This is a genomic window from Sporosarcina sp. YIM B06819 (assembly GCF_033485175.1).
Classification (GTDB): Bacteria; Bacillota; Bacilli; order Bacillales_A; family Planococcaceae; genus Sporosarcina.
Window position 1 is genome coordinate 132,539 of sequence record NZ_JAWLIQ010000006.1, and the last position, 20,441, is coordinate 152,979.

Sequence of the window (20,441 nt, forward strand, 5' to 3'; positions counted from 1 at the left end):
CTTTTAAGGTGCAGACGGGTTCAAGAGGTGAGTCTAAGGTCCTGAAATGACGATAACTCTGCCCAATTGATCGATAACTCAGCGAAAATGATCGATAACGACTCCGAATTGATCGATAACCCCCGGCAATTGATCGATAAGTTTCTAGCAGTGCTTGTCGAGGAATCAAAAATAGTTTTTGGATAATTAATGAAAATAGGGCCATCCAAAGAGTCAGTGATAACTGACTTTCTGGACAGCCCTTTTCCATAAGGTTGTCTAATTCATTGAGCCGCTACATCTAGCACTTTAGCCGGAAGCTTGATAGGCTCTACATGATCATACTTACTGTAAACAGCTGATATCGTCTGTTTGACACGATGTGAATTACCGTTAACTTCTGTTGTTGAATACGTTGTTGTATCCAGCGTCATTTTGAAATCCGTTGTGTAGAATGTGTTGATATCAATACCGATGACAATATCGAATTTATTAATAAATGCGTATTCCCCACTAATGTCATCTACTCCAAACACAAGTTTTTGAAATTCTTGATATTGTTCTCGCGACATGGACAGCCTTAAATTATAGCCGTAATCAATCGGTTCCAACTCAAAATCATCTGCAAAGGGTTCAAAGAATGATAGATTTACAGTTGGATTCACATGATCCATCATGGCACCAAATAACTCTGACAGTGCGCCTGAAGGTAATTCATCCAACTCTTTTTTCGAGTCTTCTTCAATGAAAATACGGTCATTCGTTTTATACACGCTTGCTCCCCACGCTTTTTCAAGGCTTGGTTTGATAATTAACCGCTGTTTGAATGTTACCGGATGTAAAGTGGCATCTGATTGAAAATCATATTTCATCGTCTTTTTATCCTCTGGTACAGTTGTCCGCCAAAAATCTTCAAAAGAAATTGTACTATGGACACTCTCTAATTTTGTCGACGCATCCTTCGCTTTTTCAAAAACTTCTTGAGCCGTCAAATTCCCTTGCGCTGCTGCATTGCCACATGCTGATAAGACAACAGCAAGCAAACCGACAACGGCTATCTTCCAAACATTTTTCACATTGAGACTTCCTTTCTTCCAAACATACACTCATTTTACTGTACTGCGGATGAAATCTAAAGCAAAACATTATCTATCTTCTTAATAAGAGACGCCTGAACCAGTCACTACGTTTCATTTCCGGCTAGAAAAATTTTTTCTCCCCATCCCCCTTAACAACTGAAGCGTTATTTTCAGTCCATTGTCGTGTATACTAGTACTCACAGAATTAAATGGGGAGATGTAACGATGACAACAACCATTGCTGATATCGCTCAACTGGCAGGAGTAGCTAAAAGTACCGTTTCTCGCTACCTGAATGGTGGTTCTGTTAGCCAAGAGACGGGGCTGAAAATCGAACAAATTATTCGTGATACAGACTATACGCCGAATGCCTTTGCGCAGAGTTTAAAAGCAAAGAAAACGAATATTATTGGCGTGATTGTGCCACGCCTTGATTCCTACGCTACGTCGCGTACATTAATTGGGATTGATGAACAACTAAGGGAACATAATTATCAAATGTTAATTTCTAATTCGAGTCAAAACCTAACACGTGAAATTGAAAACATCTATACATTAGCTAAACAAAAAGTTGCAGGAATCATTCTCTTAGCCGCACAAATTACAGACAGCCACTTGCAGGCATTCAACAAGATTGACATTCCCGTCTTGTTAGTTGGGCAAGAACATCCAGACGTTCATAGCTTAATTCACCAAGATTATGAATCCGCTTATGAGCTAGGTAACTATATTTTAGCAAAAGGACATCGAAAGATTGCGATTTTGGGTGTCACAGAGCAAGATATTGCTGTCGGCGTCAGGAGAAAACAAGGTCTTATACAAGCTTTCTCGGAAAATAAACAGTGCGAAGTCAACCATTACCTCACAAGCTTCGACATGACCGAAGCCATTGCCCAAGCTTCGATTATCATCGATAAATTTGCTCCTTCTATTATTGTCTGTGCAACAGATAATATCGCAATGGGCACAGTGAAGGCCGCCCATCTAAAAGGTTTACGTGTTCCACATGACTTATCCATCACAGGATTCGGTGGCTATGAAGTCGCGGATATTATACACCCCAGTTTAACAACAATTAAATATGATTATAAAGGAGCAGGACAACAAGCTGCCGGGCGAATCATCCAATTAGTCAACGGCGAGCAGATAGATAGACTCTCCTTCTCAGATTATCAGTTAATTGAAAAAGAAAGTGTTGACAGTTATCCTACTCATAACTTAAACTAAAACGGAACCGGTTCCACGCTTGTTTTCAGCATTCATAAAACCGGTTCTTTGCATCATACTTAAAATTTTTTAATCATTTTTGGAACCGGTTCCAAAAAACTGATAATTAGAGGAGGAGTAAAATGGATTATAAACAAATTGCGCAAGAACTTGTCGCTGCATTAGGAGGTAAAGAAAATATTACCGCCGCTGCACACTGCGCCACACGGTTACGTTTAGTCTTACAGGACGAAGAACTAGTAAACCAAGTAACATTGGATGAAATGGATGTTGTCAAAGGAACCTTTTCTACAGGTGGTCAGTATCAAATCATCATTGGGCCCGGAACTGTCAATGAAGTCTATAGAGAGTTTGCTAAATTAACGGGGCTTGCGGATATGTCTACAGCAGATGTCAAGCAAGCTAGTACTAAGAAATTGAATGTTCTTCAACGGTTTGTTAAATTGCTGTCCGACATATTCGTCCCCATTATTCCAGCGATTGTTGCAGGCGGTTTACTTATGGGGATTAATAATTTATTGACGGCGCAGGATTTATTCATTAAAGGACAATCGCTGGTAGAAGCAAATCCGGGGATGACTGACTTAGCAGCTTTAATCAATACATTTGCCAATGCTGCATTTGTCTTTCTACCCATTTTAATTGGATTTTCGGCTACAAAGCGATTTGGAGGAAATCCGTATCTTGGGGCAGCACTTGGTATGATCATGGTCCACCCTGACTTGCTCAATGGGTATGGTTATGGGGCCGCTATATTAGCAAATGATGTACCTGTGTGGAATATTTTTGGCTTTACGATAGAAAAAGTAGGTTATCAAGGGACCGTACTCCCCGTACTAGTGTCTTCCTTTATTTTAGCGAAGATTGAAAATGCCTGTCGCAAAGTGATTCCTACTGCGTTGGACAATCTTTTAACACCGTTATTGGCCATCTTTATTACTGGCGTTTTAACATTTACAGCTGTAGGACCTTTTACGCGTGCTGCCGGTGACGCATTGACAAATGGTATTATTTTCTTGTATGACACGACTGGTTTTCTTGGCGGTGCCGTATTCGGATTACTATATGCGCCGATTGTCATTACTGGCATGCATCATAGTTTTATCGCGGTAGAAACACAGTTATTGGCGGATATCGCAAAGACGGGTGGCTCATTTATCTTTGCCATTGCAACGATGTCAAACATCGCGCAAGGGGCTGCCACACTAGCCGTGTTCTTCATAACGAAAGATAAAAAATTAAAAGGAACCGCTTCAGCTGCAGGTATTTCTGCACTTTTAGGGATTACAGAGCCAGCCATGTTCGGCGTCAACTTACGGTTAAGATATCCTTTTATTGCGGCAATCATCGGAGCAGGCGTAGGATCTGCCTTTGCTACCCTTTATAAAGTAAAAGCAATCGCACTCGGTGCGGCTGGCCTGCCAGGCATTATTTCGATTAAATCTTCATCGATTATTCCTTATATTATTGGGATGGGCATTACATTCGTCGTCGCATTCGCTATCACGTTTTTATTGGCACAAAGAGAAAAAAATAAGCAGTAACTATTTACTAGGAGAATCATCAAATGATTCTCCCCTATTTTTTTAAGGAGTGAATAATTGTGGAATGGACAAGAAAACAACGTTACCGACCATTAACCGAGATCAGTTCTACAGAATTGGCTGAACTTCAGTCAACAGTGGATCAGTGCGAGTGGCGCCAAACGTTTCATATACAGCCGAATACGGGACTACTCAATGACCCCAATGGCTTTTCTTATTTTAACGGAGAATATCATTTGTTTTATCAATGGTTTCCACTTGGACCTGTCCATGGCTTGAAATATTGGTACCATCTAAAGTCGAAAGATCTTGTGCATTGGGATGATCTCGGCGTTGGATTAACACCAGATAATGAATTTGACAGCCACGGAGCCTACTCTGGAAGCGCCATTGAACATCAAGGCAAATTATATTTACTATACACAGGCAATACGCGTGACGCCAACTGGGTACGCCATCCTTATCAATGCGTTGCTATTATGGATGACAACTATCAGATTACTAAGCTCGACAAACCTGTAATTCCTTCCGTACCACTAGGATACACTGACCATTTCCGGGATCCAAAAGTTTGGAAACAAGACGATCGATATTATGCCATCATTGGCGCACAAAGATTGAATCAAACAGGATGTATCGTGCTCTATAGCTCGACAAATTTACTGGATTGGACATTTACAGGTGAAATTGAAACCGAGATGGATCCCTTTGGCTTCATGTGGGAATGCCCCGATTACTTTGAATTAGAAGACCAAGGAGTTGTCATTTTTTCGCCACAAGGATTAGCTGCGAGTGGTGATCATTATCAAAACATTTATCAATCTGGCTATGTTATCGGTGAAAAATTGGATATGCAGCAAAATAAGTTACGGCATGGTGATTTTCAAGAACTGGATCGCGGCTTTGATTTTTACGCACCTCAAACGACTGTAGACTCTTCAGGCCGCCGTATTTTGGTCGGCTGGATGGGATTACCGGAAATTACTTATCCAACAGATTCGAATGGCTGGGCACATTGCTTAACGTTGCCAAGAGAATTATCCATTCAAGATGGGTATTTACTGCAACAGCCGGTGAAAGAGCTTGCGGCACTTCGCCAACAAGTACACATAGTAAAAGATACGATTGCGAATGAAACCAAAGTATATGAGGGTTTTACAGGCACTTCTTATGAAATGATTTGTGAAATTAACTCGATTGACGCAAAAACAGTCGGTATTGAGTTCCGAACAAGTGAACAGGAAAAAACGACGGTATACTATGACACGACTGACAAAAAGGTCGTGCTTGATCGTACTTACTCAGGTCAAGATGTTGGTGTGGATTATGGAACAATACGACAATGTACACTTGAAACAACTAGCATTAAAATTCAACTTTTTGTAGACGTCTCTTCAGTAGAGATTTTTATCAATGACGGCATAGAAGTATTTACAAGTCGAATTTTCCCACGCAAAAACAGTGATGGCATTCGTTTTTTCGCCTCAGAAGGAAGCGCGGAATTTCAAATGTCGAAATGGGATTACTAAAGCATTCCCCCTCCATCAAAGAAACAGATGGAGGGGGATTTTCGTTGGATAGCTCCTATAATTTGCCCTATTCACTGCTCATTGTGATTTAAATCACATAACTCTTCCCCTACTAATGCTATTGTATTAAAAATGATTAGCACACTACGCTCACCTTATTTTTTTCCACATTTGTCTCCACCGCTAGCATTTAAAGTGTACTGGCTTCATTTTTCATGAGTACTTTCATATTGATACACAAGTTTCCACAACCAAATAGGAGGAATTTATTGTATGGATATTCCAAAAATGATTATCGGACATATGACACCTAAAATCCCTGTTATGCAAGGTGGCATGGGTGTCAGAGTTTCACTCAGTGGACTCGCTGCCGCTGTCGCAAATGCTGGAGGGATCGGTACGATTTCCGGCACTGGCATTTCAGTTGAGACACTGCGAAGTCATATTCGAAGGGCAAGAGAACTGACCAACGGCAAAGGCTATATCGGCGTAAATGTTTTGTTTGCCATGACGGATTTTGCAGAAAATATCAAAGCGGCAATGGAAGAGAAAGTGGATTTCATCATTTCTGGAGCTGGTATTTCACGTGATATGTACAGTTGGGGTAAAGAATATAACGTTCCTGTCATCTCGATTGTATCATCTGCCAAGCTAGCAAAATTATCCGAAAGACTTGGTGCTGCCGCTGTCGTCGTGGAAGGACGTGAAGCTGGCGGACATCTCGGGACAGACAGACCGTTATTCGATGTGCTGCCAGAAGTAGCTGAATCAGTCGGTATTCCTGTCATAGCAGCAGGCGGCATTCTTCGTGGCGAGGATATCGCAAAAGCTATCCAATTGGGAGCTTCCGGTGTTCAAATGGGGACACGATTTGTCGCCAGCAACGAATGCGATGCGCATCCCGCCTTTAAACAAATGTATGTAGATTGCAATGAGGGAGATACCGTTCTTGTCAAAACAACAGTCGGTTTAGAAGGACGCGCTATTCGTAATCCATTTACAGAATTAATTTATGGCGATAAAAAAGTTAAGATTAAAAAGTGCTACAATTGCTTAAAACAGTGTTCGTTTCGATTTTGTACACTCGACTCGTTAAAACACTCTGTAGACGGCGATGTTGACAATGGCTTAGTCTTTGCGGGTTCAAGGGTTCATGAGATTAAAGAAATATTTTCTGTACAAACGATTATGGATAATTTAATGCAAGAATATAAGCTAGCTAAATCACTGTAGTTTCACATGCCTCTTACAAAAATGTCCTCAAAACCGGATATGTATGAGGCTTCTTTTTTAACGGTAGTAATCTCCACAATCTGTAACTTTTTCCTCGCTCTCTCGTCTAACTTGTTAACAAGGGGGAGTATTATGAATAAAAAGTTATTTTCCATCCTACTACTAGTCATACTGTCAATGCTAGTAGCAGCATGCAGTGCAAGCAGCTCAAAAGACGAGGCTAAATCTGAAAAATCGATGGCAGGCTCAAATGAGATAGCCATGGATAACATGATGGACCGTGACGCTGAGGAAGCACCATCAGAACAAGCGCAAGTAGAAACCACCACGAATCGAATGATTATCCACCATGCACAATTGCAAGTGAAAGTGAAAGAATTTGAACAAGCACAGCTGAAAATCGAAAAAAAGGTCAATGACTATGGAGGCTATATTGTTGAATCCACTGTCTATGGGCAAGACACTGAGGCTGTTAGCGGAACGATGATCATCCGTATTCCAGAGAAGCATTTCCAAGCTTTTTTGAAGGATGCAGAAGAAGAAGCGACTATCCTAGAACGCAATGTGACAGGCCAGGATGTGACGGAGCAATATGTAGACTTGAAATCCAGAGTAACCTCTAAACGTGCAGTCGAGGCTCGCCTGTTGGAGTTTATGGGTCAGGCACAAAAGACCGAGGACTTACTGAAAATCTCTGCTGATTTAGCGATAGTTCAAGAAGAAATTGAAGTGATTGTTGGCAAGATGAACTACCTAGAAAATCAAACGTCTTATTCAACGATTGAAATTTCCATGTATGAAGATCGTGTCATCGTTCCCGCACTCGACAAAAATAATTTAGATACTTGGGATAAAACAAAAAAACAGTTGGCGACCAGCACGAATTTCATGCTAGCTGCTGGGTCTGGTTTGATTGTATTTTTCATTGGAAACTTACCAGTGATTATTCTGTTAGCGCTTATTGGAGTTAGCATTTATTTTATCATCAAAAGAAAGAAGCCTACTAAGTAGTTGACCTATTCAAAAAATCTCCCAATGCGTTATGCACATTGGGAGATTTTTGCTTACAGCTTGTCCTTGACACGTCGAATCGGAATATCCGCGACGATATCATTGATGACCCAACTGGCGCAAATGAGTCCAGAGACAGATGGCACGAATGCGTTTGAAGCTGGAGGCATTTTAGCTTTACGGATTTGTGCTTCTGGCTTGCCGACTGTGCCAACGACGTCTTCTCTGACAACAATCGGGCTTTCATCGGAAAAGACGACTGGAACGCCTTTGTGGATACCTTCTTTACGAAGTCTCAGGCGAATGACTTTAGCAATTGGATCCGTATGCGTTTTTGAAATATCCGCGATTTGAAAACGAGTCGGATCCATTTTGTTTGCCGCACCCATGCTTGAAATGATTTTCACGTCGCGAGCGAGACACTCTTTAATGAGGTGAATTTTGTAGGCGATTGTATCTGATGCGTCAATGACGTAATTCGGTTTATAACTGAAAAACTTCTCTGCTGTTTCTTCTGTATAAAACATATGCAGTGAAATCACTTCACAGTCTTTATTAATATCAGCAATGCGTTCTTGCATAATTTCTGCTTTCGAGCGACCAATCGTCGATAAGTACGCAACACTCTGCCGATTAATATTCGTAATATCTACAGTGTCTTTATCGACAAGAATGATGCGGCCAATGCCACTCCTCGCGCATGCCTCTGCCGCGAATGAGCCCACTCCTCCAACACCGAGTATCGCGACAGTCATGTCACGCATACGTTGTACACCTTCTGTACCTATTGCTAATTCATTACGTGAAAACTGGTGCAACAAACTAATTCCGCCTTTCGTTAATTACTACGATTTTCGCAAATAAAAAACCTCTCCGCAAAGCGCCAGAGAGGGTTATAAGTAAGGTAGAACAAATCCCGAATGTGCCGTCTTTGTAGTATCGTTTTGAACCTGCAATTTCAGCAGGTGGGTGTCCTATTTGATTATTTTGACGTCCCCCGAAGAAGGCGTGTCATCCTAATCAAAATGCGGGCTCCCGACGATAGAATGTTCGGTCAAAACTGATTGGCAAATAACGAACACTCCAGGATTCGTATTACAGATATCTTACCACACGTTGACAGGCAATTCAATAACTTTATAAGAAGTAATTTCAACCAACATCCCAATCAGTTGCGCCGCGGCATAATTGATTGGGACTGTTGTTTATTACTTCTTCTTCGCCATGACAAGGATGCCCAGTTCTGCAAGTTGGCTATCGTCAACGCGGTCAGGTGCTGCTGTTAGCAAGCAACTTGCACTTGCTGTTTTCGGGAATGCAATTGTATCGCGTAGGTTTGTTGAACCCGCAAGCAGCATAACAATACGGTCAAGACCGAATGCCAATCCACCATGTGGAGGCGTTCCGTAATCGAATGCGTCAAGCAAGAAGCCGAATTGTTCTTGGGCTTGTTCTTGCGTAAAGCCAAGAGCTTTGAACATTTTCTCCTGAACGTCACGTTCGTAAATACGCAGTGATCCACCGCCCAGTTCATAACCATTCAACACAAGGTCATACGCAAGTGCTTTAACTGTTTCAGGGCTTGACACCAATTCTTCTACATCGGCTGGCATTGTGAATGGGTGATGCGCTGCAGAATAGCGGCCTGCTTTTTCGTCATATTCAAATAGCGGCCATTCTGTGACCCACAAGAAATTGAATTTTGATTCGTCGATTAAGTTATGGTCTTTACCAAACTTAGAACGAAGTGCGCCAAGTGCATCGGCTACAACGTTCTTCTTATCTGCTACGAACAGCAACAAGTCGCCTGCCTCAGCATTCGCCGTCGCTTTCAACGCTGCACCCTCTTCGCCTTCGAAGAACTTCGCAATCGGTCCTTTGAAGCCTTCTTCGTCCACTTTCAACCATGCAAGTCCTTTGGCACCATAAAGTGCTGCAAACTCTGTCAACGCGTCAATATCTTTGCGTGAATATTGATCTGCCAAACCTTTAGCATTGATTAGTTTCACTTGTTGGCCGGATTCAACTGCTCCAGCAAATACTTTGAAAGAGGATTCTTTCATAACTTCTGATACATCTATCAATTCCATATCAAAGCGTGTATCTGGCTTATCTGAACCGAAACGCGCCATAGCTTCGTCGTAAGGTAGACGTTTGAATGGAATTTCAACGTCGATGCCTTTGACATCTTTCATAACTTTTTGCATCAATTTTTCATTCAATGACATAATTTCTTCCATCGACATGAAACTCATTTCCATATCGATTTGCGTGAATTCCGGCTGACGGTCCGCACGAAGGTCTTCATCACGGAAACAGCGAGCAATTTGGTAATAGCGGTCGAAACCGGATACCATTAGCATCTGTTTGAATAATTGAGGTGATTGTGGCAAAGCGTAAAACTCACCTTCATGCACTCGGCTTGGTACGAGATAGTCACGTGCGCCTTCTGGTGTCGATTTCGTCAAAATTGGTGTTTCCACTTCTAGGAATCCTTCGCTATCCAAGAAATTACGCACTGTTTTCGTAATGTCTGAACGCATTTTGAAGACATTTGCTAGTTTCGGACGACGTAAGTCCAGATATCTGTATTTCAGTCTAATTTCTTCATTAACATCTGTTTCATCTTCTATCATGAATGGTGGGTTTTTCGCTTCGTTAACAATTGTTACTTCATCCACCTGAACTTCGATTGAACCTGTTTTCACTTTCGGATTCTTTTGACCTTCTTGACGCTCAATGACTTTACCTGTAATTTCAACTACATATTCGTTACGTAGTTTGTCAGCAGTCGCCAAAGCTTCCGCTGAAATATCCGGGTTAAAAACTGCTTGAACGATGCCTGAACGATCGCGTACATCGACGAAAATAACGCCGCCTAGGTCACGTCTTTTTTGCACCCACCCTTTCAGTGTTACCGTTTCTCCAATTGCTTGTTCTGTTAAATCCCCACAATAATGCGTTCGTTGCATTGTCTTCATCCGCCTTTCTTAGCCTATCAATGTTGCGTTAATTTTTGCGACAAGTTCCGTAAATGGTACTTTTTCTTGCGTGCCATCCACCATATTTTTCAGTTGGACGACACCTTCTGTCACTTCATCTTCTCCGATGATAATGACTGTTTTCGCAGTCAAACGATCTGCTGATTTCATTTGCGCTTTCATTTTCCGGTCCATGTAATCCATATCTGAACGGATACCCGCTGCTCGTAGTTCACCTAATAGCTTGAAGCCCGGGCGACGTGCGCTGTCGCCGAGTGTGACAATGTAGACGTCCAATGCCGGCTCCGCCTTAAACGACACACCTTCAGCTGCCATAGCGAGCAATAAACGCTCAATACTCATGGCAAAGCCAATACCAGGTGCTGAAGGTCCACCGATTTCTTCAGCCAGCCCATTGTATCTCCCGCCGCCGCAAAGCGTTGTAATGGCTCCAAAGCCTTCGGATGTACTCATAATTTCAAAAGCTGTGTGGTTATAGTAATCGAGACCACGTACAAGATTAGCATCGACTTCGTAAGCAATTCCTGCATCGTCTAAATAGCTTTTAACATCCTCGAAATAGTGTGCAGATGCTTCGTTCAAATAATCAGCCAAAGAAGGTGCTGATTGAATCAAAGGATTACCACTATCGACTTTACAATCTAGGATGCGTAATGGGTTTTTTTCCAATCTTGACTGGCAATCCCCACAAAATTCTCCTATATGCGGATTAAAGTGCGCAATAAGCGCCTCACGGTGTGAGACTCTACACTCCGTATCGCCAAGAGAGTTAATGACTAGTTTCAACTTCGTCAATCCAACACGCTTATAGACATCCAGTGCGAGCGCAATGACTTCTGCGTCAATCGCTGGGTCTGCACTACCAATCGCTTCCGCGCCAAACTGTACAAACTGACGATAACGCCCAGCTTGTTGACGTTCATAACGGAACATTGGGCCTGTGTAGAATAGTTTAACTGGCTGATCGGCATACCCGAACATCTTATTCTCCACGAAGGAGCGGACGACAGGCGCTGTCCCTTCCGGCCGTAGCGTCATTGAACGATCGCCCTTATCCGTAAAAGTGTACATCTCTTTTTGAACAACATCCGTCGTCTCTCCTACAAGACGTTGGAATAATTCCGTTTGCTCAAAAATCGGTGTGCGGATTTCTTTATAACGATAAACATCACATACTTCGTTAATAATTCGTTCGGCTTGCTGCCATTTCCATGTTTCAGACGGCAAAATGTCCTGCGTTCCTCTTGGCACTTTAAAATTCATGTCCATTCCCCTTCCCAATTAGGTGTTAGTCACTAAATATCAATTACGCCTCGGCGTAATTGCGTCTAGATTTTGAATTGCGCTTGCGTGCCCGCAGGATGCGGGTATGCAACCGTTGCCGCAGGACGCGGCGAACTTAGGTTGCCTTCCTGATCTTTTCAAAATCTGTGACATCCGCCGGAGGCTTTTAACTTGCTTCGGTAGCGGGCTTCTGCTGAAGCAAGTTAAAAATACAAAAAAAGACTCCCATCCCTTGCCTATGCAAGGGACGAGAGCCTTTATAGCTTCCGCGGTTCCACCCAAATTGACGCATCTATCTCGCGTCCACTCAAAACCCGGATAACGGCCGGTTCCGTCTGCACCTACTGAATCATAATCGTTCAGCACAGAGCCTCGATGGTGTTTTTCATTATACACGTCTGTGAGGTGGATTGCAGCCACGTCCGCCTCTCTCTTGTCAGTCCGTTATACAATTACTTTCCATGTCATCAGCACTTATTGTATCTTTACTTAACATCATATTAATGATTCCCCAACAGTGTGTCAACCTTTTTCGATTAATTGTAGTTTTTTGTCCAGAAACCTCCTACAATGGAATACAAGGAGGTTGATATTTTGTCGAAAGTAAGCAAATGGATCATTGTAGGCATACTTCTCTTCACTACATTTCATAGTACGCCAACTACATACGCCAATACGCAATCCGTCGTCGTGGATACGGCATCACTCCATATTCGATCCGGTCCTGGGCTAACCTACGATGTTACAGGCTCACTGAAAAAAGGAACTCAAGTGGTCGTACTATCAACGTCAGGAGACTGGTTAGAAATTAGGGATGGCAACAACTCGGGTTGGATAGCTGCTTGGCTAACGACTTCCTTGGATCAGTCAACTGCAAGCGCTACGACCATTGTGTCACGCGTCGACCAATTGAATATTAGATCGAGTCCCGCCATCGGCTCTGCCGTGTTAGGCCGAATGTCCGCAGGTGACGAAGCATTGATGACGAGACAAGACGGCGAATGGGCTGCCATCACGTATAACGGCATCACAGGATGGGTACATTCGGATTATATTACAAAATTGGTCGAACAAACCATCCCGACTTCAATAACTGAGCCCGTTGAACAACCAGCATCAGCTGAATTATTTACGGTTGCTGTTGGTGCACTCAATGTTCGCAAGAAAGCCGATCTGTCTTCCAAACGAGTAGGACTTATCTCACGTGGCGAGACGTATACCGTCAATAAAACCAACGGCAATTGGGTGCAAATTACGATCGATAACAATAAACAAGGCTGGGTCTACTCATTCCACGGAACACTGTCATCGAATGGGACAAAGACTGCTGGACAACCAGAGACCGGGACAGTGACAATTTTGTCCAATGGTACGAATATCCGTGCAGAGGCAACGACTTCTTCAGAAAGTATTATGCTGGCAAATGCAGGACAAAAGTTTTCAATCATCAAGGAAGATCGTGACTGGTATAAAATTGCTTTGCCCACAGGCGAATCCGCGTTTATCGCCAAATGGGTCGTGTCAACGGGTGATGAACCAGTGACAGCGGAACTTGTCGATAAAGAAAAAAAATCACGCGTTCCTGGCACCTTAAAAGGGCTAACAATTGTCATTGACGCAGGACATGGCGGCAACGACCGCGGAACAACTGGCACACGAGGAACCGATGAAAAAAACATCACATTACTCACTTCTGAACTCCTTGCGGCTAAATTGACAGCAGCAGGTGCCGAGGTCGTTATGACGCGTGAAGCAGATACCTATGTATCGTTAAGAAAACGAGTAGCTATCAGCAGCCAGGTGGGTGCAGATGCATTCGTTAGTATCCATTACGACGCGAATCCTGATCCTAGTGTGGCAGGCTTCACAACCTATTACACACATCCTCGACAAAAAGCGCTAGCTTCTGCAGTGAATGGGGGTCTGGCTTCTTCCGTCAATCTACGTGACCGCGGGGCACAGCCAGGTGATTTCCTTGTCCTACGCGAAAATCGTCAGAACGCGATTTTAATAGAACTTGGTTTTCTATCCAATGCAACGGAAGAGCGGACCGTCACGACGGACATGTTCCGCGAGCAGGCAACACATGGTATTTATAATGGGCTACTCGACTATTTCGATTCTATTGAATGAAGTACAGAAAAGGACCTTCCATAAATGCGGAAGGTCCTTTTCATCTCTCATTTCGAATCTATTATGATTGTCACAGGGCCATCATTGACAAGCTCGACATCCATCATGGCGCCGAAAATACCTGTCTCAACATGCAGTCCCTCTTGTTCTAGCTTAAGGTTAAACGCTTCCCAAAGCGGTTTTGCCTGTTCAGGCCTCGCCGCTTCGATAAAGCTTGGTCGACGTCCTTTTTTCACGTCTCCGTACAATGTAAACTGGGACACTGACAAAATAGCTCCACCCACTTCCATTATGGAATGGTTCATCTTCCCTTCAGCATCTTCCCATAAACGAAGACCCGCAATTTTCTTTGCAATATAGGCTGCATCTTCTTTCGTGTCCCCATGCGTAATCCCCACAAGTAACACATAGCCCTTATCAATCGAGCCCGTCACTTGTCCGTCAACACGAACAGTTGCCGGACCCGATCTTTGTAACACAACCTTCATCCGTTACATCCCCTAGTTGATAATGCGTTGCACAGAGTAAATATCACGAATTTGTTTAATCCGATCGACAATTTTATGCAAATGTGCAATATCTGTAATTTTAATCGTCATATTGATACGTGCAATTTTGTCGCGATCTGCTTTACCGCTCACCGCAACCATCGGCGTCTTCGTATCTGCAACTACCATCATCACTTCATTCAACAAACCTTGTCGGTCAAATGCAGACACTTCAATATCCACCTGGAATTCCTTCTTAGAATTAGCTGGCCCCAGCGCCCATTCCACATCAATGATCCGATCATTCTCTTCATCATCAGCCGTGATATTTGGGCAATCCATTCGATGGACAGAAACCCCGCGCCCTTTCGTGATAAATCCGACAATTTCATCGCCAGGTATAGGATTACAGCACTTCGATAATCGAATAAGCAGATTATCAATGCCTTTTACGATAACACCCGATTCAGTCATTTTATCATGCGGTGTAGCCTTCATATCCTTAACAATTTTGTCAATCGTATCTTGTTGTTCGCGTTCTTTACGCAGTTTCTCAGCCATACGATTGACGACTTGCTGGGCGGTTATACCATTAAACCCGACAGCAGCGTACATATCTTCTTCCGAAGTAAAGCTAAACTTTTCAATAACTCGCTTAATCCCCTCTTGTGTAAGGGTTTCTTTTACATCATATCCTTGTGATTTTATTTCTTTTTCAATCATTTCCCGGCCTTTTATGATGTTTTCTTCCCGCAGTTGTTTTTTGAAATACTGCCGAATTTTATTTTTAGCTTGGGAGGTATTAGCAATCTTCAACCAATCACGACTAGGCCCGAATGATTGCTTCGACGTCAAGATCTCAATGATATTCCCCGTAAATAACTCCGTATCCAGCGGCACCATCTTGCCATTGACTTTTGCGCCGATTGTACGATTTCCTACTTCAGAATGGACACGATAAGCAAAGTCAATCGGTACCGAACCTGCTGGCAGCTCCATCACATCGCCGTCTGGTGTAAAAACGTAGACCATGTCTGAAAATAAATCGAACTTCAAAGACTCCATAAATTCTTCCGCATTAGAAGACTCATTTTGAATTTCAAGAATTTCTCTAAACCATGTCAATTTCGAATCAATATCGCTTGGATGCACTGTCAGCGTTTTTCCTTCTTTATACGCCCAGTGCGCGGCAACCCCAAACTCTGCAATTTTATGCATTTCTTCCGTCCGAATCTGCACTTCGAGCGGATCGCCCGCTGGACCCACAACCGTTGTATGTAACGACTGGTAAAGATTTTGTTTCGGCATCGCGATGTAATCCTTAAATCGTCCAGGCATTGGCTTCCATAACGTGTGAATAATGCCGAGTACCGCATAGCAATCTTTAATACTGGAAACGATAATTCTAACGGCTAACAGATCATAAATTTCATTAAATTCTTTTTTCTGAATAACCATCTTGCGGTAAATCGAGTACAGATGCTTTGGTCGCCCTGAAAGATCAGCACTGATTTCCATCTCTCCGATTTCACCCTTAATCTGTTCCATCACATTTTCTAAATAATTTTCGCGTTCCACACGTTTGCGCTTCATCATATTGACAATTCGGTAATATTGCTGTGGGTTCAAATAACGCAATGCGATATCTTCTAGTTCCCATTTGATAGCAGATATACCGAGGCGATGTGCAAGCGGTGCGAATATTTCCAAAGTTTCAGCTGCAACTCGGCGCTGCTTTTCTTCTGGCACATGCTTAAGTGTTCGCATATTGTGGAGTCGATCCGCTAGTTTAATCAAAATAACACGGATATCCTGGGCCATTGCAACAAACATCTTGCGATGATTTTCCGCTTGTTTTTCTTCTTTTGACTTATACTTCAATTTTTCAAGTTTCGTCACACCATCAACGAGCATCGCAACTTCTTCGCCGAAATCTCGGATGATATCTTCCCTGCTAACGTCCGTATCTTCCACAACGTCATGAAGGAATCCCGCAGCAACCGTCGAAGGGTCCATTTGCAATTCGGCTAGAATCCCCGCAACTTGGACAGGATGAAGAATATATGCCTCACCTGAACTCCTATACTGTCCCACATGTGCAGACTTCGCAGCCTCATATGCTTTTTTGACGAATTCAACGTGTTCTTCATTCATATAGGAGGCGACAAATGAAAATATTTCTTCTGCCGTCATGTCACGATTTTTCGCCATAATCTTTCTCCTTTCGACCTTATCCGCAAAAATGTTAGTATTCCTATTGTATGTATAAAAGCATGCTTATGTAAAGTACTTAGATATAAAAATGTCTTCCGCTCATTGTGCGGAAGACATTTTTTTAGTAAGTAATCAATGATCGTAAGTCATAACCTTGCAATTTTTCACGGCCATCTAAATAAGACAGCTCAATGATAAATGCACAACCTGCCACAACGCCGCCTAGTTTTTCAACAAGCTCAACCGTCGCACCGACCGTTCCACCCGTTGCTAAAAGGTCATCGACTATGAGCACACGTTGACCCGGCTTGATAGCGTCTTTGTGGATCGTCAATGTGTCCTTACCATACTCAAGATCATATTCAACTTCAATTGTTTCCCGTGGTAACTTACCTGGTTTGCGAACTGGAGCAAAGCCCACTTCCAACGCATAAGCAACCGGACAGCCGATGATAAAGCCGCGTGCTTCAGGACCGACGATAATATCCGTCCCCACTTCTTTAGCAAACTTGACAATTTCATCTGTCGCAAATTTATAAGCTTGTCCATTATCCATGATTGTTGAAATATCCTTAAAGCTAATGCCTTCCTTCGGATAATTCGGGACAATCGTTACGTATTCTTTTAAATCCATCATTATTCCTCCCCGTCGACAGTACGATCCTTCACAGTATCAAACCATCGTTTCAATTCCATATATGGCGCATAAAGCAATATTTTTTCAAGCTCCATCTGACGCTCACGTTGTTGATAAGACGGTGCCTCAGAAAGATCTCGTTTACCAACTGTCTCCACAACGGAAACAAGACCATTTTCTATCTTAACAAATCCTAGCTCAGAAAACACCTGTGACATGAAATAAACCGTATCCTTTTTCCACGCTTTGTGGGCAGTCAGCTGGTCTCCATTTTTCGCCATGTCGAATTCCCCACGTTTTTTCAGAAAACTATAATACCAGCCAAACTGATCACGACCCGGCAGGCCATCAAAATACTTGGAATCATTCGCATGGAAATGGGCATACACTCGCTTCGGATTCAGCGCTACAACAAGTTCTTCAAGATGCATGGCATCGTCAGGTATATCTAGCAATACAAGATGATCCGCCTCCGCTATCTTACTTTGTCCGACAAGATGAATCGCAATACCTCTCAAAGAAGATTGGAAATGCGTCACGGTTTGCCCATGAAAAGCCACAAATAATGTGCGGTCCACTGGAATGGTCGGTAGCCATCTCGTCGCTTCACGAATACCTCGCAAGTCAAATAACTGCCAATCATCAGACCGAATATCGCCAATTAATAACTGCGGCTTTTTATTGCCATTCCATTCATTGACTTGCAAGTCGCCAACAACCGACAATTTGACGCCAGGCGTTAGTTGGTCTGCGATATGCCCTAGACTGAAACCAATCGCATCCAGGGAGTGTTCGCCGGCTGCCAATTCCAATTTCATATGATTTTTCGCTGCGCCAATTTTGCGGACCGTCGCTGCCGATAAATCTTCCAGTAAGTACAACGGCTTTTGAAAATCCATACCAAATGGTCGCAATAGTTCCAATGACTCCAGCACACCCACATCAATCTCGTCAATCGACAACGGTACATCGATTGTAAGCTTCGGAGATAGCATTTCATCCGTCAAGACTTGCGCACCTTGGGAATTGAGATTGTCACGTAGCGTATCTACATTTGCAATCGCAAGAGACATCCCCGCTGCCATTTGATGACCACCAAAATGAGGCAGGATATCTTTGTTCTTCGATAACTCCGCAAACATATCAAAACCTGCAATACTTCTAGCAGATCCTTTAGCAATACCTTTTTCTACATCAATCGACAAAATAATCGTCGGACGGTAGTATTTCTCGGTAATGCGCGAAGCAACGATACCGACAACTCCTGCATTCCAGCCCTCTGCAGCAATGACAAACACATAAGGAATGTGATCACCATACGTTTTAGCAATGAAATCTTCCGCTTCCTGACTAATATCCGCGACAATTGCTTGCCTTTCTTTATTCGACGTATCAAGATCTTTCGCCAATGACGACGCCAGTACCACATCTTCCGTTTTAAGTAGATCAACCGCTGGGGAGGCATCACCTAAGCGTCCAGCGGCATTCAGTCGAGGTCCAATCATGAAACCGATTGACTCCTCTGATAGCATTGCTTGCTCCGTACCTGCGATGCGTGCAAGCGCTTGTATCGCTGGGCGCTTTGATACACGCATGTGCTTAATGCCTTCTTTGACAAAATAACGATTTTCTCCGCGTAACGACACAAGATCCGCTACAGTACCGATAGCTACGAGTTCGATTAAATCTTGCGGGACTTCACCTAGTAACCCACAGGCAAGCTTAAACGCCACACCGACACCTGCAAGGTCGCCGAAAGGGTAAGCCCCATCTGGGTGACGCGGGTGGATAATGGCATCTGCTGGTGGCAGTACACTGCCGATTTCGTGGTGGTCTGTCACAATGACGCCTAGTCCAAGCGTCTTAGCATAAGCAATTTCGTCAATCCCTGAAATGCCGTTATCGACCGTCACAATGAGTGACACACCCTGTTCATACAACTCAAGAAATAGTTCCTTATTGGGTCCATAGCCGTGTGTAAAGCGATTAGGAATGGCAAACAAGACATCTGCCCCCATTCGCTCAAGCGCCGTCATCAACACCGTGACACTTGTCACGCCGTCTGCATCATAATCTCCATAGACCGCGATTTTTTTATTAGCGGCGATGGCTTTTGTAATCAGCTCGACAGCTTTATCCATGTCATAAAGTAAGTAAGGGTCATGCATAGCTGATGCATCCATATGTAAAAAAGCTTTTACTTCGTCTGGATTCGTTAGCCCTCTTCCAGCCAATATTTTTGCCTGAACAGATGACAGACCGAGCTCCGCCGTCAATATGTTAACAACTTGCTCATCCGGCCGTTGCACTGTCCATCTTTTCATTGATTCAATCAAAATCTTTCACATCCTCACGTTCATTATAACGGATGCGCAGAGCATCTGAAAGAAAAGTTGCTGGTTACGAACATATCAATTACGCCTTGGCGTAATTGCGTCCAGATTTTGAATCGAGCTTCATCGATTCAAAATCTGTGACATTCGTCGGAGGCTTTATCAGGGAGGAATTGAACTGTATTCCTCCTAATTCAGCATTTGAACAACCGCTGAATAAAGATAAAAGCACCTTGCTGAATATAGTTCCAGAAAGGTGCTCTTTTGCATTAGTCCTCTAGCGATCCTGCGACGTCCTTTTGTTCTACATTTGCAATAGACTTTGGCGCAATAGGCTTTGGTTTTTTTTGCAGCTCTGCTATTTCATTTTGTTGCGCAGCAATTGTTTGCTCTTTCAGTGTGATTTCTTTCTGCAATTCTTTCACACGATGATTGGACTGAACCGTGCGGAACATCGCCACAAAAACACTCACCATTGCGCCCAATAGAGCCGAACATAAAATTACCATAACGAGCGGCAAATCTGTTTTACCAAAAATATAATTCACTTGTACAGACTCGATATTGAAGATAGCAAAAAGAGCGATAATAATAGAAAAAAGTAATCCGTACAGCAAATTCCACTGAAACTTCATGGCAATTCCTCCTTTATTATCCTTTTATCAATTACGTCTCGGCGTAATTGAGTCCAAATTTTGAATTGCGCTTGGGGCCTACAGGATGTAGGTCATGCAGTCGTTGCGACAGG

At 43.1% G+C, this 20,441-nt stretch carries 15 protein-coding genes, 1 other RNA gene and 1 other annotated feature; of the genes, 6 read left to right on the top strand and 10 right to left on the bottom strand.

The window, feature by feature from the left end:
* Positions 1–263: 263 nt before the first annotated feature.
* Positions 264–1,055: a DUF6612 family protein gene (locus R2B72_RS04665; protein WP_318615138.1), complete on the bottom strand. Its 792-nt coding sequence runs from the start codon at positions 1,053–1,055 to the stop codon at positions 264–266.
* Positions 1,056–1,283: 228 nt separating this feature from the next.
* On the opposite strand from R2B72_RS04665, the gene R2B72_RS04670 reads away from it, so the two are divergent.
* The 5 genes from R2B72_RS04670 to R2B72_RS04690 all read left to right on the top strand — a co-directional run bounded on the left by R2B72_RS04670 (position 1,284) and on the right by R2B72_RS04690 (position 7,602).
* The gene (locus R2B72_RS04670) at positions 1,284–2,285 is read left to right on the top strand and encodes a LacI family DNA-binding transcriptional regulator (RefSeq protein WP_318615139.1); all 1,002 of its coding nucleotides are present in this window, start codon (positions 1,284–1,286) and stop codon (positions 2,283–2,285) included.
* 122 nt (positions 2,286–2,407) lie between these two features.
* Positions 2,408–3,829: a sucrose-specific PTS transporter subunit IIBC gene (locus R2B72_RS04675; protein WP_318615140.1), complete on the top strand. Its 1,422-nt coding sequence runs from the start codon at positions 2,408–2,410 to the stop codon at positions 3,827–3,829.
* 59 nt (positions 3,830–3,888) lie between these two features.
* Complete coding sequence (locus R2B72_RS04680) at positions 3,889–5,358, top strand: sucrose-6-phosphate hydrolase (protein ID WP_318615141.1); 1,470 nt, start codon at positions 3,889–3,891, stop codon at positions 5,356–5,358.
* A 273-nt stretch (positions 5,359–5,631) separates the two neighbouring features.
* Complete coding sequence (locus R2B72_RS04685; RefSeq protein ID WP_318615143.1) at positions 5,632–6,591, top strand: nitronate monooxygenase; 960 nt, start codon at positions 5,632–5,634, stop codon at positions 6,589–6,591.
* A 132-nt stretch (positions 6,592–6,723) separates the two neighbouring features.
* Positions 6,724–7,602, top strand: a complete 879-nt coding sequence (locus R2B72_RS04690; protein ID WP_318615144.1) for a DUF4349 domain-containing protein — start codon at positions 6,724–6,726, stop codon at positions 7,600–7,602.
* Between the two features lie 53 nt (positions 7,603–7,655).
* On the opposite strand, the gene R2B72_RS04695 is transcribed toward R2B72_RS04690, so the two are convergent.
* The 4 genes from R2B72_RS04695 to hisS all read right to left on the bottom strand — a co-directional run bounded on the left by R2B72_RS04695 (position 7,656) and on the right by hisS (position 11,867).
* Complete coding sequence (locus R2B72_RS04695; protein ID WP_318615145.1) at positions 7,656–8,423, bottom strand: tRNA threonylcarbamoyladenosine dehydratase; 768 nt, start codon at positions 8,421–8,423, stop codon at positions 7,656–7,658.
* 88 nt (positions 8,424–8,511) lie between these two features.
* Positions 8,512–8,695, bottom strand: a non-coding RNA gene (gene ssrS, locus R2B72_RS04700) — 6S RNA.
* A gap of 115 nt (positions 8,696–8,810) precedes the next feature.
* The gene (gene aspS / locus R2B72_RS04705; RefSeq protein WP_318615146.1) at positions 8,811–10,574 is read right to left on the bottom strand and encodes an aspartate--tRNA ligase; all 1,764 of its coding nucleotides are present in this window, start codon (positions 10,572–10,574) and stop codon (positions 8,811–8,813) included.
* A gap of 18 nt (positions 10,575–10,592) precedes the next feature.
* The gene (gene hisS, locus R2B72_RS04710) at positions 10,593–11,867 is read right to left on the bottom strand and encodes a histidine--tRNA ligase (protein WP_318615148.1); all 1,275 of its coding nucleotides are present in this window, start codon (positions 11,865–11,867) and stop codon (positions 10,593–10,595) included.
* 261 nt (positions 11,868–12,128) lie between these two features.
* Positions 12,129–12,365 (bottom strand) — a binding site (T-box leader).
* A 117-nt stretch (positions 12,366–12,482) separates the two neighbouring features.
* On the opposite strand from hisS, the gene R2B72_RS04715 reads away from it, so the two are divergent.
* Positions 12,483–14,021: an N-acetylmuramoyl-L-alanine amidase gene (locus tag R2B72_RS04715; RefSeq protein ID WP_318615149.1), complete on the top strand. Its 1,539-nt coding sequence runs from the start codon at positions 12,483–12,485 to the stop codon at positions 14,019–14,021.
* A gap of 47 nt (positions 14,022–14,068) precedes the next feature.
* Here R2B72_RS04715 and dtd read toward each other — a convergent pair whose 3' ends face one another.
* The 5 genes from dtd to R2B72_RS04740 all read right to left on the bottom strand — a co-directional run bounded on the left by dtd (position 14,069) and on the right by R2B72_RS04740 (position 20,328).
* Positions 14,069–14,509: a D-aminoacyl-tRNA deacylase gene (dtd, locus tag R2B72_RS04720; RefSeq protein WP_318615150.1), complete on the bottom strand. Its 441-nt coding sequence runs from the start codon at positions 14,507–14,509 to the stop codon at positions 14,069–14,071.
* A 12-nt stretch (positions 14,510–14,521) separates the two neighbouring features.
* Positions 14,522–16,720 carry a bifunctional (p)ppGpp synthetase/guanosine-3',5'-bis(diphosphate) 3'-pyrophosphohydrolase gene (locus tag R2B72_RS04725; protein ID WP_318615151.1) on the bottom strand — a complete coding sequence of 733 codons (2,199 nt, stop codon included), beginning with the start codon at positions 16,718–16,720 and terminating at the stop codon, positions 14,522–14,524.
* Positions 16,721–16,844: 124 nt separating this feature from the next.
* Complete coding sequence (locus tag R2B72_RS04730; RefSeq protein ID WP_318615152.1) at positions 16,845–17,357, bottom strand: adenine phosphoribosyltransferase; 513 nt, start codon at positions 17,355–17,357, stop codon at positions 16,845–16,847.
* A 2-nt stretch (positions 17,358–17,359) separates the two neighbouring features.
* Complete coding sequence (gene recJ / locus R2B72_RS04735; RefSeq protein WP_318615153.1) at positions 17,360–19,696, bottom strand: single-stranded-DNA-specific exonuclease RecJ; 2,337 nt, start codon at positions 19,694–19,696, stop codon at positions 17,360–17,362.
* Positions 19,697–19,962: 266 nt separating this feature from the next.
* Complete coding sequence (locus R2B72_RS04740; RefSeq protein WP_318615154.1) at positions 19,963–20,328, bottom strand: lipopolysaccharide assembly LapA domain-containing protein; 366 nt, start codon at positions 20,326–20,328, stop codon at positions 19,963–19,965.
* Positions 20,329–20,441 lie beyond the last annotated feature (113 nt).